The sequence below is a fragment of the Stackebrandtia nassauensis DSM 44728 genome, from assembly GCF_000024545.1.
GTDB classification, from domain to species: Bacteria; Actinomycetota; Actinomycetes; order Mycobacteriales; family Micromonosporaceae; genus Stackebrandtia; species Stackebrandtia nassauensis.
In genome coordinates this window covers 717,096-731,568 of the sequence record NC_013947.1, presented here as the reverse complement: position 1 = coordinate 731,568, position 14,473 = coordinate 717,096, and the positions used below count along the sequence as shown (strand labels likewise).

Below are 14,473 nucleotides of genomic sequence, written 5' to 3'. Positions count from 1 at the left end.
AAACGATGACGGTGGCCCCGGCGATTTCGCCGGGGCCACCGTTCGGTTCGTTCTACGCCTTGGCGACGGCCGCCTTCACGGTGAGGCCGTCACCGGCTTCGCCGGTGGTGCCTTCGGTGACGGGAGCGAACTCCAGCGCGGTCGTGAGGGTTTCGCGTTTGACGAACTCCTCGTGGGTCTTGACCGCGGCGGTGACCTCGGCGGGGGTGTCGAGGGTCAGGGAGATGCGGTCCGTGACCACCAGGTCGGCTTCCTTGCGGGCGTTCTGGACGACGCGGACGACGTCGCGGGCCAGACCCTCGGCGGCGAGTTCGGGGGTGACCTCGGTGTCGAGGACGACCACACCGGCCTTGCCGGGGAGGATGGCGGTGCGTTCGGCGGAACGCGGAGTCATGGTGAGTTCGTACTCTCCCTCTTGGAGGGTGACTCCGCCCGCCGTGACGACGTCGTCGGTCACCGACCAGTCGCCGGACTTGACCGCCTTGATGACGCGCTGGACGTCTTTGCCGAGGCGGGGTCCGAGGACGCGTGGGACCACGGACAGGGTCTGGTCGCAGTAGGTGCTGACGTCGGCGGTGAAGACGACCTCCTTGACGTTGACCTCGTCGGCGATCAGGGAGACGAACTCGCGCAGCGAGTCGGCGTCCACCGTGGCCACCGTCAGGGAGGCCAGCGGGAGGCGGACTCGGAGTTTGGTGGCCTTGCGCAGTGACAGGGCCGCCGAGCAGACGTCGCGGGTGGCGTCCATCGCCGCGACCAGGGCGTGGTCCTGTGGCAGGACGGTGGCGTCCGGGTAGTCGGCCAGGTGGACCGAACTGTCACCGGTGAGGCCGCGCCAGATGTCGTCGGTGATGAGCGGCAGCAGCGGGGCGGCTGTCTCGCAGACGACTCGCAGCACCGTGGACAGCGTGTCGAAGGCGCTGCGGTCGCCGGTCCAGAAGCGTTCCCGGGAGCGGCGGACATACCAGTTGGTGAGCGCGTCCAGATAGAAGCGGACGTGCTCGCAGGCGCGCGAGACGTCGTAGGCGTCCATGGATTCGCGGACGTTGTCGACGAGTTCGCGGGTCTTGGACAGCACGTAGCGGTCCAGGACGTTGTCGCTGGCCAGTGCCGCGGTTTCGGCGGCGTCCGGGGTGGTCTCGTAGCCCTCGGCGTTGGCGTACAGCGAGAAGAAGTACCAGACGTTCCACAGTGGTAGGACGACCTGGCGGACGGTGTCCCTGATACCGGCCTCGGTGACCGGCATGTCGCCGCCACGCAGGACCGGTGAGGCACACAGGAACCAGCGCATCGCGTCGGCGCCGTAAGAGTCGAAGACCTCGTAGACGTCGGGGTAGTTGCGCAGGCTCTTGGACATCTTGCGGCCGTCTTCGCCCAGCAGGGTCCCGTGCACCACACAGGACTTGAAGGCGGGACGGTCGAAGAGGCTGGTCGCCAGGACGTGCATGGTGTAGAACCAGCCGCGGGTCTGCGGACTGTACTCGACGATGAAGTCGCCCGGGTAGTGGTGCTCGAACCAGTCGCGGTTCTCGAACGGGTAGTGCACCTGGGCGAACGGCATCGCGCCGGATTCGAACCAGCAGTCCAGCACCTCGGGTACCCGGCGCATGGTGGACTGTCCGGTGGGGTCGTCCGGGTTGGGCCGGGTCAGTTCGTCGATGGCGGGACGGTGCAGATCCGTTGGGCGGACACCGAAGTCGGCTTCCAGCTGGTCGAGGGATCCGTAGACGTCCATGCGCGGGTAATCGGGGTTGTCCGACACCCACACCGGGATCGGGGAGCCCCAGAACCGGTTGCGGGAGATGTTCCAGTCGCGGGCACCCTCCAGCCACTTGCCGAACTGGCCGTCCTTGATGTGCGACGGGGTCCAGGCGATCTGCTGGTTGAGTTCCAGCATCCGGCCGCGGAAGTCGACGACCTTGACGAACCAGCTGGACAGGGCGCGCTGGATCAGCGGGGTGTCGCAGCGCCAGCAGTGCGGATAGGAGTGCACGTAGGTGTCGTGGCGCAGCAGGCGGCCCGACTCCTTGAGGTCCCGGATGATCGGCTTGTTGGCCTCGAAGACGTGCTGGCCCTCGTACGGGGGTACCTCCTCGGTGAAGCGGCCCTGGGCGTTGACCGGGACGACGGCTTCGATGTCGGCCGCGTCGGTGACGACCTTGTCCTCCTCACCGAAGGCGGGAGCGATGTGGACCATGCCGGTGCCGTCGTCGGTGGTGACGTAGTCGGCCAGCAGCACCTGGTGGGCGTTGTCGCGTCCGGCGAAGAAGTCGAACGGCGGCCGGTACCGCAGACCCGCCAGTTCGCGGCCGGTGTAGCGGCCGACGACCGGCGGCTCCTCGCCGAGTTCGCGCGCGTAGGCGGCGACCCGGGCCTCGGCCAGCAGGTAACGCTGTCCCTCGTGTTCCACGACGACGTACTCGACGTCGGGGTGCACCGCGGCGGCGAGGTTGGACGGCAGCGTCCACGGGGTGGTCGTCCACACCAGAGCGTTGACGCCGTCGAGGTCGGAACCCGGGGCGACGAGCGGCAGGGTGACGGTCACCGCCGGGTCCTGACGGTCCCGGTAGGTGTCGTCCATCTTGGTCTCAGTGTTGGACAGCGGCGTCTCGCAGCGGGTGCAGTACCACAGCACCCGGAAGCCCTCGTAGATCAATCCCTTGTCGTACAGGGATTTGAAGGCCCACATGACGCTTTCCATGTAGTCCAGGTCGAGGGTCTTGTAGTCGTTGTCGAAGTCGACCCAGCGGGCCTGCCGGGTGACGTAGCGCTCCCAGTCCTTCGTGTACTTCAGGACGGATTCCCGGGTGATGGCGTTGAACTTCTCCAGCCCGAGGGCTTCGACCTCGGCCTTGGTGGAGATGCCCAGCTGCTTCTCGGCCTCGACCTCGGCGGGCAGGCCGTGGCAGTCCCAGCCGAACCGACGCTCGACGCGCTTGCCGCGCATGGTCTGGTAACGGGGCACGATGTCCTTGACGTACCCGGTCAGCAGGTGTCCATAGTGGGGAAGGCCGTTGGCGAACGGCGGGCCGTCGTAGAAGACGAACTCACCCTCGCCGTTGGGACCGGCGCTGCGGCGGGCAATGGACTCCTTGAAGGTGCCGTCGGTGTCCCAGTGGCCGAGGACGCGCTCCTCGACGGCGGGGAGATTCGGACTGGCGGGTACGCCCCGGGCGGGGTCGTCCTTCGGATAGGCCATTGATCGCTCCTTCGCAGCGGCCGTGGTTTCGCGTTGCCGTTGCGAGGACGAGCCGGAGCCCGCGGTACCACCTCGCTTGACCCGGCAGCAGCTGCCGAGTCCGCTCGTGGAGGCTGTGACGGGCCTTCCCGTCCGGTTCTAGTGAGGCTGGTGCCCGTTCTTCCGGAGGCTCACTGGTGATGGCCAGGTCAACGCCGTTGCGACCAAGTGTAACGACCTGCCACCCTGGTGACGCAACCGAGTTTGCTTTACTGCGACAGCCACCACCGCGAACACTGTCGGCGAGTGGTCGACCCGAACGGAGAGCCGCATCAGATGGAGTTTCGGATTCTCGGACCTCTAGACGTCCGGCTCGACGGCTCGACCGTCCCCATTCTCGGCCAGCATCAGCCGAAGCTGCTGGCGCTGTTGCTGCTGGAGAACGACAGGACGGTCTCACTGGGGCGGATGGTGGACGCGCTGTGGGATGACGACCCCCCGGCGACAGCCAAGCGTCAGGTCCAAAACGCCATGGCGGCGCTGCGGCGTTCACTGACCGAAGCCGAGCTGGACCCGGTAGCGCGAGTCGGCGAAGGCTACCGATTGACCACGTCGGAACTGGACCACAGCGAATTCACCACATTGGTCCGGCGTGGACGCGGCGCCGCTGAGGCGGGCCGGTTCGACACCGCCTTCATGACCTTGACCGACGCTTTGGGTGTGTGGCGAGGGCCCGCGTTGGCGGGTATCCCCGGTCGGATCTTCGAAGCAGCCGCCAATCGGTTGGAAGAGGAGCGGCTGTCGGTGATGGAGGACAGATTCGCCGCGGCGCTGGCCTCGGACAGAAGCGCGGAGTTCGTCGGCGAGCTGCGAGAGCTGGTCGCCGAACACCCATACCGGCAGCGATTCACCCAGCACCTCATGACCGCGTTGCACCGCGTTGGGCAGACCGAGGTGGCATTGGCGGCCTTTGATCACCTCGGCTCACGGCTTCGCGACGATCTGGGACTGGATCCCGACCCGGACCTGCGACGACTGCGTGACAGCATCCGCGACGGCGAGGACTCCACGATCCACTCTTCCGCCGTCGTGTCGACGCAGGCACCGCCACCAGCTCAGCTTCCGGCGAGCATTCGCGGGTTCATTGGCCGCGGTGAACAGCTTTCCGAACTCGACGCATTGCTGGCGGAGAATCCTCAGCATTCGGTCGCGGTGCTTAGCGGAGTCGGCGGTTCGGGGAAGACCGCGTTGGCTATACATTGGGCCGCCGAAAATCGAGAACAGTTCCCCGATGGACAGCTCTATGTGAACCTTCGCGGATTCGACACGACGGAACCGGTCAAACCCGTCGACGCGCTGCATGCCTTCATCCGGGCATTGGGGCACAACGGCGATTCACCAGCCAGTATCGATGACGCGGTGACGCTGTATCGCTCCCTCCTTGCCCGGCGGCGCGTCCTTGTCGTCTTGGACAACGCGCTGAATGCCGACCAGGTACGGCCGCTGCTGCCAATCGGCGTCAACGTAACGCTGGTGACCAGCCGGGAACGCCTCACCCCGCTGACCACGACAGAGTCTGCCCAATCGGTTTCACTCGACGCGTTGAGCCGGTCGGAGGCGTTCGACTTGCTGACCGTGATGATCGATACACGGCGACTGCACGAGGATGAGCTCGCGGTCTATCGACTTACCGACCTGTGTGGACATCTTCCACTGGCTTTGCGCATGGCTGGCGCGAACCTTGCCAATCGTCCACACACCTCCGTCGCGACGTTCGTCGACGAACTGGACAGTTCCTCAGACCGGCTCGAACTGCTGGCCGTGGAGGGTGATCCAAAAGCGGCACTGACATCGGTGTTCGATCGGTCGATCGCCGCGATCAGCGACGAAGCTCGACTCTTGCTGCTTCGGCTGGGCTTCATCCCGACTGCCGACTACGCCGAAGAGCTCGTCATCGAACTCAGCACGGAGGAAGCCGACAAGACACGGGAGTTGTTGACGCGGCTCGCCGACGCGCATCTGCTTGAACGCCATCGGCCCAACCGATACCGTTTTCACGACTTGATCAAGGCGTATGTCAGCACACGGCTGACCGTCGAACTGGATGAAACCACCCGTGATGAGCTGGTGCGACGTTTCACCGACTGGCAAGTATCAACGCCTCGCGGTGAAGAGTTCGACAACATCGTGGAAGCTTGCCGAGCCTGGCGTCGACGGCCACGTATCTGGAAACTGGCCGCCGGGCTCCGCCGACTGCTGCATTGGACGGTGAACGTCCACACCGTCACGCAACTCGCGACCCAGCTGTTGGCGGAAACGATCGAGGCCGGCGACCCTTACGGCGAAATCGAGATGCGTCATCTGCTAGGAATGACGGCTTGGGTGGCCGGTCATGCAGACGAGGCCGAGCGTTACTGCCGAGAGGCCATCGCCTTGGCCGCCGTGCAAGGCGATGGGGACGCGAACGGAACGATCCGAACCAACCTGTCTACAGTGCTTTCCACTCGGGGCGGCTTCGACGAAGCGGCGCAACTGCTGGCCGAGACCCTCGAACTCGCCGAACAGACGGGCGCGACGGTGGACCGCGAGGTGCGAGCCCTCAATCTGGGAGCTCTGTATCGCCAACTCGGACGATACGACGACGCTTGGCGCATCGTCGTCAGTTCAGAAGTCGAGACTCGTACGACCGTGCCGCAAAGTACCGCCTTGCCCGCGGGCATGCTGTACTTCGACATGGGCCGCTACGCGGACCTCAAAGCGTGGCTGAGCTGGGTCCTGGCCGAAGAGTATTCCCAGCTCGTGCCGCCCCAGGTCCGCACCATCGCGCTGGGGCTGCGAGGTGAGGTGCACCGTATCGAGGGCGAATACGAAGCAGCCCGGACCGATCTCGATCAGGCCATCGCCATCGCGGAACGCTCCGGCAGGACCGCGATCGCGTACGAGGCGCGCTGCACACTGGCCCAGCTGCACTGTGACACGGGTGAGGCCGAACGCGGGCTGGCTCTCGTCGAGCACGTTCTCGCCACACCCGACGCCGCCAGAAAACCTGATCTACTCGCGCTGGCCCGGTTGACAGCTGCCCGAATAAGTCGGCGAATCGGCGAGTTCCCGACAGCGAACCACCATGTGTCGGCCGCGTTGGAGATATCCGAGAGCATCTCCCAGCCGCTGCGGATCGGCCGATGCCTGCTGGAGAAGGCCCTGCTGTGTGCCGACCTCGGCGACGGCTCCCAAGCCGAAACCCTCGGTCGCCAGGCACGAGACATCTTCGACGATCTCGGCGTCCCGGAGGCGGAGCACGCGCGCTCGCTGCTCGACACGCTGCGCGCCGCTCCCCTGCAGCGGTGACAATCCCGTCATCATCGGCTATGGTTCTCCTCGTGCGAAGTCGAATGACGGGATGCTGGTGGCGCCGCTGAGGCGGCCACCGATTTCGCACGCGAATCAAACCAGGACCGCCGAGCACGGGCGGTCCTTTTTTGTACTGTCCGGGCCTGGCTCATTATCGAAAGGGCTTGCCCGCCATGAACTCGTTTCAGACAGGTTCCGGAATTCAGATACACAGGACGGACAGTCCGGTTCGTCCCGGGGAGTTCGATGAGATCATCGACGCCGTCGAGACCCGCCGGGGTGGGGTCTTCAGTTCGGGGATGGAGTATCCCGGGCGTTATAGCCGCTGGCACATGGCCTTTGTGGATCCCTGTGTGGAGGTGACTTCGCGGGGGCGGGACATCGAGGTGGCGGCTCTCAACGCGAGGGGGCGGGTGTTGTTGCCCGCGTTGGGGCGGGCGTTGCTGGGGTGTGGGGAGTCGTTGGTGGAGGCCGAGGATGTCGTGCGGGTGCGGGTGCCCGAGCCGTCCGGGGGGTTCGCCGAGGAGGAGCGGAGTCGGCAGTCGAGTGTGTTCACCGGGGTGCGGGCGTTGCTGGCGGCGTTGGCGTGTGAGGACGAGCACCTGGGGTTCTATGGGGCGTTCGGGTATGACCTGGCGTTTCAGTTCGAGCCGATGGCGTTGGCGAAGGCTCGCGAGGATGGGGACCGGGAGCTGGTGTTGCAGCTGCCGGACGCGTTGAGTATCTGGGATCGGGAGCGGGAGATCGCGCACCACTTCTCGTATGAGTTCGAGGTGGACGGGGTTTCGACCGAGGGGTTGCCGCGGGGGACCGAGGCGCTGGACTATCGTCCGGCTACCGAGGCGCCCGAGGGGCCGAAGCCGGGTTCCTATGCCGAGACGGTGAGGCTGGCCAAGACCGAGTTCGCGGCGGGGAACCTGTTCGAGGTGGTGCCCAGCCATCGGATGCACGCCGTGTGCGATTCCCCGGCCGGGTTCTATCGGCGGTTGCGGGCCGCGAACCCGGCTCCGTATGAGTTCTTCATCAACTTGGGGCAGCGCGAGTATCTCGTGGGTGCTTCGCCGGAGATGTATGTGCGAGTGACCGGGGATCGGGTGGAGACCTGTCCGATCGCGGGGACGGTGCCCAGGGGGGCCGACGCGCTCGGGGACGCGGCGAACATCGCGGAGTTGCTCGGTTCGCTGAAGGAGGAGTCCGAGCTGACGATGTGCACCGATGTGGACCGCAACGACAAGGCGCGGGTGTGCGTGCCGGGGTCGGTGCGGGTGATCGGGCGGCGGCAGATCGAGATCTACTCGCGGCTCATTCACACCGTCGATCACATCGAGGGCAGGCTGCGGCCCGAGATGGACGCTGTGGACGCGTTCCTGACTCACATGTGGGCGGTGACCGTCACCGGTGCTCCCAAGACCTGGGCGATGCGGTTCATCGAGGAGCAGGAGGCGACGCCGCGCCAGTGGTACGGCGGGGCCATCGGCAAGCTGGGCCTGGACGGGTCGATGAACACCGGACTGACCTTGCGGACGGCGCAGATCCGCAACGGGGTGGCGACGGTGCGGGCCGGGGCGACGCTGTTGTTCGACTCGGATCCCGACGCGGAGGAGCGCGAGACGTATCTGAAGGCGCGGGCGTTGTTGGAGGCGGTGTCGGCGGATTCGGCGCCGGTTCGCCAGGACTCCTCCCCCGTCGAGCTGGCCGGGGGTGCGGCCGGGAAGGGGCGGCGGGTGCTGCTCGTCGATCACGAGGACTCGTTCGTGCACACGTTGGCGGACTACTTCCGGCAGCACGAGGCGACGGTGTCGACGGTGCGGTTCGGGTTCGACACGTCGCTGTTGGACTCGTATCGGCCGGACCTGGTGGTGTTGTCGCCGGGGCCGGGGCGTCCGAACGACTTCGGTTGCGCGGCTTTGCTTGACGAGCTCTATACGCGCGGGTTGCCGGTGTTCGGCGTGTGTCTGGGGTTGCAGGCCATGGTGGAGCACGCGGGCGGCGAGTTGTCGACCTTGGATGTTCCCTGGCATGGCAAGCCCGCCCGGATCGCGGTGTCGGGCGGGTCGCTGTTCGAGGGCTTGCCGGAGGAGTTCACCGCGGCGCGGTATCACTCGCTGTATGCCACCCCGGAGCAGGTCGGTGGCGGTTTCGCGGTGACGGCGGCGACCGGTGAGGTCGTCATGGCCATTGAGGACGCCGAGCGGCAGCGGTTCGCGGTGCAGTTCCACCCGGAGTCGATCCTCACGGCAGCGGGGGTCGCGGGGCACCGCATCATCGGCAATGCCTTGCGACTGACGGCTTAGAGCTCTTCGAGGAGGAACTGCTGGTTCGGGTCGTCGGCGGTGCAGGGCCGCTGCACGATGGTGGTTCCGTCAAGGGTCATGCAGTAGTTGGTCTCGGCGGTACGGACGCGGAAGACGTTCTCGAACCCGTCTTCGTCCACATCGTCGAGATGGAAGAACTCCCGGGGTTTCCTGTCGCAGAAGCCATCTCGGAAGCCCCGGCCTTCGCCGGTGCCGTTGGGGACGACGCAGCCGCCGATGCCCCGAGGCTGGAACCGGTACCGGCCGTCGATCTCCTCCAGGTAGATCGTGGCCCGTTCCTCTTCGCAGCTGGACACCACCGTCTCGAACTTCGCCTCGGGGTCGATCACGGGATCGGCCTGGCTCACGCATTTGCGGGTGGACCAGCTGTACAGCAGGATGTCGCCGTTGTCGGGCAGCTTGGCCTTCTCATAGGAGGGCGGCAGGTCGTCCGAGCTGAGGGGCGGGCCGGTGGGCGGCAGGCTGGCGCCGGCACTGGCATCGCTGTTGGTGTCGGAGTTCGCGCTCGGTTTGGCCGAGAACGGCTGGAAGGTGAGCGTGGCGGTGACTCCCACGGCCAGCAGCGCCAGCGCCACGGCCACCAGGACGAGGCGACGTCCGAGGTGGTCGACGGTGGTGGGCAGGGGCGGTTCGTCGGGCCACACCGGTTCCCGAAGCCTCGGCGGCGTCACGGGAACGGCGGGCGAGGGGGTCACGGGGTACAGGTCGTCCGGGGCGGAGATCCCGGCCGGGTCGGGGGCGGTTTCGGTGGGTTGCGGCCGCGGTTCGGTCGGGCGCTGGGCGATGGCGGGTTCGGGGGGCCGCCGGACGACGGGCGGTTCGGGAGGCGGGCTGGCCAGGGGTAGTTCGGCCGTCGGCGGTTCGGGAGGACGGGGCTCGGCGGCGACCGGGGAGCTGGGTGCGGTGGCCGGAACCGGTGGGCCGGAGAAGATGCGGGGGCGAGAGGCAGCCGCGGGCGGCGACACCGGGCGCGACGGCGGGACGGGGTCCGGCTCGGCGGGCTGCGGGGAGATGTGGGGGTACGGGACCGTCTGCTGCGGACGCGGCGGCTGGTAGCGCGGCGGGTCGGGGTAGGCGGGCAGGGACGCCGGCGGACGGTACAGCTGCGGCGGCTCGGGACGAGCCGGGCTGTCGATCGGTTGCGGCGCTTCGGATCGCTGCTGCGGCTCGCGCGGGTACATCGGGGGCGCGGGCGGGGCGGCGTCGGAGTACATCGGCGTCGGCGGGACGTCTGCGTCCGGATCGGGGGGCTGGATCCGGGGCGCCGGACGGGTGACCGGCGGGACCGGTGGCGGCTCGGTCGGCGCCACGGCGGGCGCGGGTGAGGTCGGTTCGGCGGCGGGCTGGTGGCGGCCGCGTCGGCGTTTGCCACGGCCGCCGGACAGCAGCCGCCGCTTCGCCGGGGGTTCGGCCTCGACGGGCGGCGGGTCGGGCAGTCGCCCGGGCCCGCGCCGCCGACGGCGGGTGCGGGCCTCGGCCAGGGACGGCAACGGTGCCACCGCGTCGTCCTCGGGCCGTTCGGGGTCTTCAGTCATGGCTTCACCTTCGAGCCGCGCACCCATCCGGATATCGAGGATGGCGCGCGTTTGGATATCGACACGTCGCCATGGGGACGGGTGCGGACGGCTCGCAGGTTCGCTTGACCGGCGGAGTGATTTTCATCCCGCGATGCGGGAGGAGGTCTTACGTCAGTTGTCGGGGAACCACAGCGCGATCTCGCGCTTGGCCGAGTCCTCGGAGTCGGAGGCGTGGATCAGGTTCTCGCGATTGGACAGTGACAGGTCACCGCGAATCGTTCCGGGGGCGGCCTTGCGGCCGTCGGTCGCACCGGCCAGGGAGCGCACCACCGTGATCGCCTCATCGCCGGACACGATGAGCGCCACCAGCTTTCCCGAGGTCATGAAGTCCTTCAGCGGCGGGTAGAAGGGCTTGTCGACGTGCTCCGCGTAGTGGGTGTCGGCGAGCTCGCCGTCCATTGTACGCGTCTGCATCTCCTCAATGGTCAGTCCTTTGTTCTCAAGGCGGGAGACGATCTCGCCCACGAGGCCGCGCCGTACGGCGTCGGGCTTGACCAATACGAGGGTCCGCTGTGACACTGTTACTCCTTCATTCGTCCGGGGCAATGATCTTAATGGGTATTGCCTCCCTGGCCGCAGCGGACGTACCATCTACCTCATCGTTCGTGGGAGGGCCAGCCACCGACATGCGTCAACCACCCCGTCAACCGCCCCGGCAGCAACCCAAGGCCGCGGCGCGGAGACAGCCGCAACGCGCCACCCCGAAGGGTGCCGCCCCCAAAGGTGGTGCCCGGCAACAGCGTGGGCAGTCGAGCAGTTCGGCACGCGCGGCACAGCACGCGCAACACGCCCAGCGCGCCGCCCAACGGGCGCGGCAGCAGCAGGCGACCCGCAACCGGGGTCGGCAGCAGGTCAAAGGCCGTGTGGCGCAACCGAGCCGGCCGTTGCGCGGCTGGCGCAGCTGGTGGGCGACCCATGAGATGGACCGGCGCAACCGGCCGCGACGCCGAGGCGCGCGCGGCGGGGTCGGCGGCGGATTCGGCAACCTGAAGAACTTCGGGGGGTCCCGGGCCGCCGGTGTCCTGACTTTACTGGTTCTCTCGCTCTTCACCGGCGCCATCGCCCTTGGCGCCCAGAGCATCGCGGCCGCGGTGATCGCGTTCCTGTTCTTCGCCGGTGCGCTGGCGGTGGTGACGGCGGCGCGGGCGCGCTACCACTTCATCCAGGAGCCCGTCGAGACCGAGGTCCCGCTGGAGAAGGTCGCCGAGTTCCACATCGACGACCTGAAGACCGAGGACGAACCGGCCGACGACGAGGTCAACTCGCTGGCCGACCTGGAGCGCAGCTTCGCGCACGACAGCGAGAAGGACGCCGAGTCGAAGGCCCCGTCCGCCGCCGTGTCGGCGAAGGCCGCCGAGGTCAAGGCGCCGTCCAAGGACACCGTGACCGTTGTGGTGCCGCAGAAGCAGCGCGACGAGGCGGCCGACGACAAGGCCGATGAGCCGGACGCGGCCGCCGCCGGGCCGGTCGAGACCGCACCGGCAGAGACCGAGTCGTCCGAGGCCGCGTCCGAACCCGAACCGGTCGCCGAGGCCGGGCTGGACGAGGTGAAGGCCGAGACCACCGAGTCCGGACCCGTGGCGACCGAAGCCGTCGTGGCCGAGGCACCCGAGGACGATCCGCCGATCGCCGCCGAGGTCGCCCGCGAGACACTGCTGGCGCAGGCGTCGGCACGGGACACCGTCCCCGCCGATCCGCCGCGCACCACGGAACCGGAGTCCGAAGCACCCGAGTCCGACGACCTGGACGACGAAGACGAAGACGAAGAGGATTCCGACGCCTCGGTCGAGGTACCGGCTCCCCGGGAACCCAGCGACGAGGACGAGCCGGTCGCCCTCGACGACGACTTCGACGACATCGACGCGTTGATGGCGCCGCTGTTCGACGAGGAGGACGACCCGGAACCGGTGCCGTCCCAGCAATCCGAGACTCCCGGAACCGCGTTGAGCCTGCTGGCCGCCGAGACGCCGGGCACCGTGGCGCACTACGGGGGCGCCTCGTCGCTGCCGCCCGAGGCGGTGCGGGACGTGGCCGCGACCCTGATCGTCGCGGACCTGCCGCGGTCGGTCATGTTCTACACCGAGCTGCTGGGCCTGGTGGAGATCGACCGGGCTCCCGACGCGGTGCTGCTGGAGGCGGGTTTCGGCCGGGTGCTGCTGTGGCGCCGCGACGACGCGCCCGGCGCCGGTGACCCGGTGATGCACCTGACCTTCGAGGTCGGCGACATCGACGCGGCCTACGAATCCATGCGCGCCAAGGGGATCGAGTTCATCCACCCGCCCCGGGCGGCGCTGTCGGGCGAGGTGCACAACCTGCGGGCCGCGTCCTTCCTGGACCCGGACGGCCACGGACTGGCGATCACGGAATTGCGCGAGCATTCGTCGCGTCGTTTAATTCCGTGCGCTGACAAATCGGAATTACCGGCGATTTCCCGCAATTCGTCGGCCTTATTCGCCGACCGTTTTCCGGATAGGCTGAAGGCATGCGAATGTGCTGCCGAATTCTGTCCCTCATTGTCATCGGCGGACTTTTCATCGCCATTCCGACAAATCCGGTTTATGCGAAGAGCTGTAAAAGCGAAGCCGGGCACTCGCCGTGGGAGGGCACGCCGTGGTCGCAGGAGAGAATGGACGTCGGCCGCGTCGACGCATTGACGAAGGGCGAAGGCGTCACGGTCGCCGTCCTCGATTCGGGGGTATCCGACAAACACCGGGTGTTGAAGGGGAAAGTCACCGCCGGCGGCGATTACACCGAGGACCGCAAGGGCGCGGGCTGCGATCTGATCGGGCACGGCACCGTCATCGCCGGGGTCATCGCGGGCCGTCCGGATCCGGAGGGGCAGTTCCGCGGCATGGCCCCCGAGGCGGAGCTGCTGTCGATCCGGGTGCGGCCCGACGCCGAGAAGACCCCGGGCGACGGCTTCAGCGACGTCCTCGCCAAGGCCATCGACGAGGCCGTCGACGCGAAGGTGGACATCATCAACCTGTCGGTGGCCACCGCGCCCAGCGCGAAACTGGAGGCGGCGGTGGAACGGGCCCACGACAAGGGGGTCCTGCTGGTGGCCGCGGCGGGCAACCAGAACGGCGACGGCGGCCGCAACGAACCGGTGTACCCGGCCGCCTACGGCGACGGCGACCGCACCGACGTGTCGGTGCTGGCGGTGGCGAACCTCGACACCAGCGGACAGCCCGCCGAGCAGTCGAACACGGGCTCCTACGTCGACGTGGCCGCCCCGGGGGTGGACATCATCGGGCCCAGCCCCAACAGCGAGACCGAGTACAGCAAGGGCGACAGCGGAACCAGCTACGCCACCCCGTTCGTCACCGGCACCGCGGCGCTGGTCATGGCCCGGTTCCCCGACCTGTCCCCCGCCGAGGTGGCCGAGCGGATCACCAAGACCGCCGAGCACCCGGCGGGCGAGGACGGCCGCAACGACGCGGTCGGCCACGGCATGGTCGACCCGTACCGGGCCGTCACCGCCGACCTGGAGAAGAACACGCCGCACGCCCAGGCTCCGCCGCCGCGACCGGCCTGGCCCGGCGACACCGAGTACTTCGCGCGCAACGCCGCCGGGGTGATGCTGCTGGCCGCCGTGGTCCTGGTGGTGGCCGTGGCCGCCGGACGCTCGCTGATCCCGCGGATCCGGCGCAACCGGGAGCTCGCCGACCGGTCGTGACACGACATTGGGCCCCCACCGTCGCGGTGGGGGCCCATGCTGTCGGTTGGTACGTCGCGCTCAGCCCTGAGAGGTCTGGAGCAGCTTGGCGTTGCTGCTCGCGCGGTCCCGGGCGTTCGCCTCGGTCTGCTTCAGCCGCTGACTGATGTCGTTGAGTTCATCGCTGAGGGTCTTCCAGTCCTTGTCCAGGGCAGGAAGGGTTCCCGACTCCAGCTCCAGCCCCTCGGCGCCCTTCAGGCCCTGCTGGGCGGCGCCCTGCACGGCGTTGCGGAGGTTCTGGAACTCGGTGCGGACCTTCTCCGCGTCCTGGTTGAACTCGTTCTGCATCTGCTGAATGGCGGGGTAGCTGATGTGGTAGACGCCACCGCTCATGTGT

At 67.9% G+C, this 14,473-nt stretch carries 8 protein-coding genes; 4 read left to right on the top strand and 4 right to left on the bottom strand.

What is annotated here, in order from left to right:
- Positions 1–52 precede the first annotated feature (52 nt).
- Positions 53–3,199, bottom strand: coding sequence for an isoleucine--tRNA ligase (ileS, locus tag SNAS_RS03395; RefSeq protein WP_013015972.1), 3,147 nt, complete (start codon positions 3,197–3,199; stop codon positions 53–55).
- A gap of 285 nt (positions 3,200–3,484) precedes the next feature.
- On the opposite strand from ileS, the gene SNAS_RS32320 reads away from it, so the two are divergent.
- Positions 3,485–6,526, top strand: a complete 3,042-nt coding sequence (locus SNAS_RS32320; RefSeq protein ID WP_144300387.1) for an AfsR/SARP family transcriptional regulator — start codon at positions 3,485–3,487, stop codon at positions 6,524–6,526.
- 176 nt (positions 6,527–6,702) lie between these two features.
- Positions 6,703–8,823, top strand: a complete 2,121-nt coding sequence (locus SNAS_RS03385; RefSeq protein ID WP_013015970.1) for an anthranilate synthase component I — start codon at positions 6,703–6,705, stop codon at positions 8,821–8,823.
- Here SNAS_RS03385 and SNAS_RS32315 read toward each other — a convergent pair.
- Together SNAS_RS32315 and ndk are read right to left on the bottom strand one after the other, a co-directional pair.
- A complete protein-coding gene (locus SNAS_RS32315; RefSeq protein WP_013015969.1) occupies positions 8,820–10,379 on the bottom strand; it encodes an RICIN domain-containing protein in 1,560 nt (519 codons plus the stop codon). The two genes, SNAS_RS03385 and SNAS_RS32315, sit on opposite strands and share 4 nt — an antisense overlap.
- A gap of 153 nt (positions 10,380–10,532) precedes the next feature.
- Positions 10,533–10,940, bottom strand: coding sequence for a nucleoside-diphosphate kinase (gene ndk / locus SNAS_RS03375; RefSeq protein WP_013015968.1), 408 nt, complete (start codon positions 10,938–10,940; stop codon positions 10,533–10,535).
- Between the two features lie 107 nt (positions 10,941–11,047).
- Between ndk and SNAS_RS32310 the strand changes: the two genes are divergently transcribed.
- Together SNAS_RS32310 and mycP are read left to right on the top strand one after the other, a co-directional pair.
- The gene (locus SNAS_RS32310) at positions 11,048–13,075 is read left to right on the top strand and encodes a VOC family protein (RefSeq protein WP_144300386.1); all 2,028 of its coding nucleotides are present in this window, start codon (positions 11,048–11,050) and stop codon (positions 13,073–13,075) included.
- Positions 13,048–14,097 carry a type VII secretion-associated serine protease mycosin gene (gene mycP / locus SNAS_RS03365; RefSeq protein ID WP_013015966.1) on the top strand — a complete coding sequence of 350 codons (1,050 nt, stop codon included), beginning with the start codon at positions 13,048–13,050 and terminating at the stop codon, positions 14,095–14,097. Before SNAS_RS32310 ends, mycP begins: the two co-directional genes overlap by 28 nt.
- Before the next feature lie 60 nt (positions 14,098–14,157).
- Here the strand turns inward: mycP and SNAS_RS03360 are convergent, their stop codons facing one another.
- The gene (locus tag SNAS_RS03360) at positions 14,158–14,469 is read right to left on the bottom strand and encodes a hypothetical protein (protein WP_013015965.1); all 312 of its coding nucleotides are present in this window, start codon (positions 14,467–14,469) and stop codon (positions 14,158–14,160) included.
- Between the last annotated feature and the right edge of the window lie 4 nt (positions 14,470–14,473).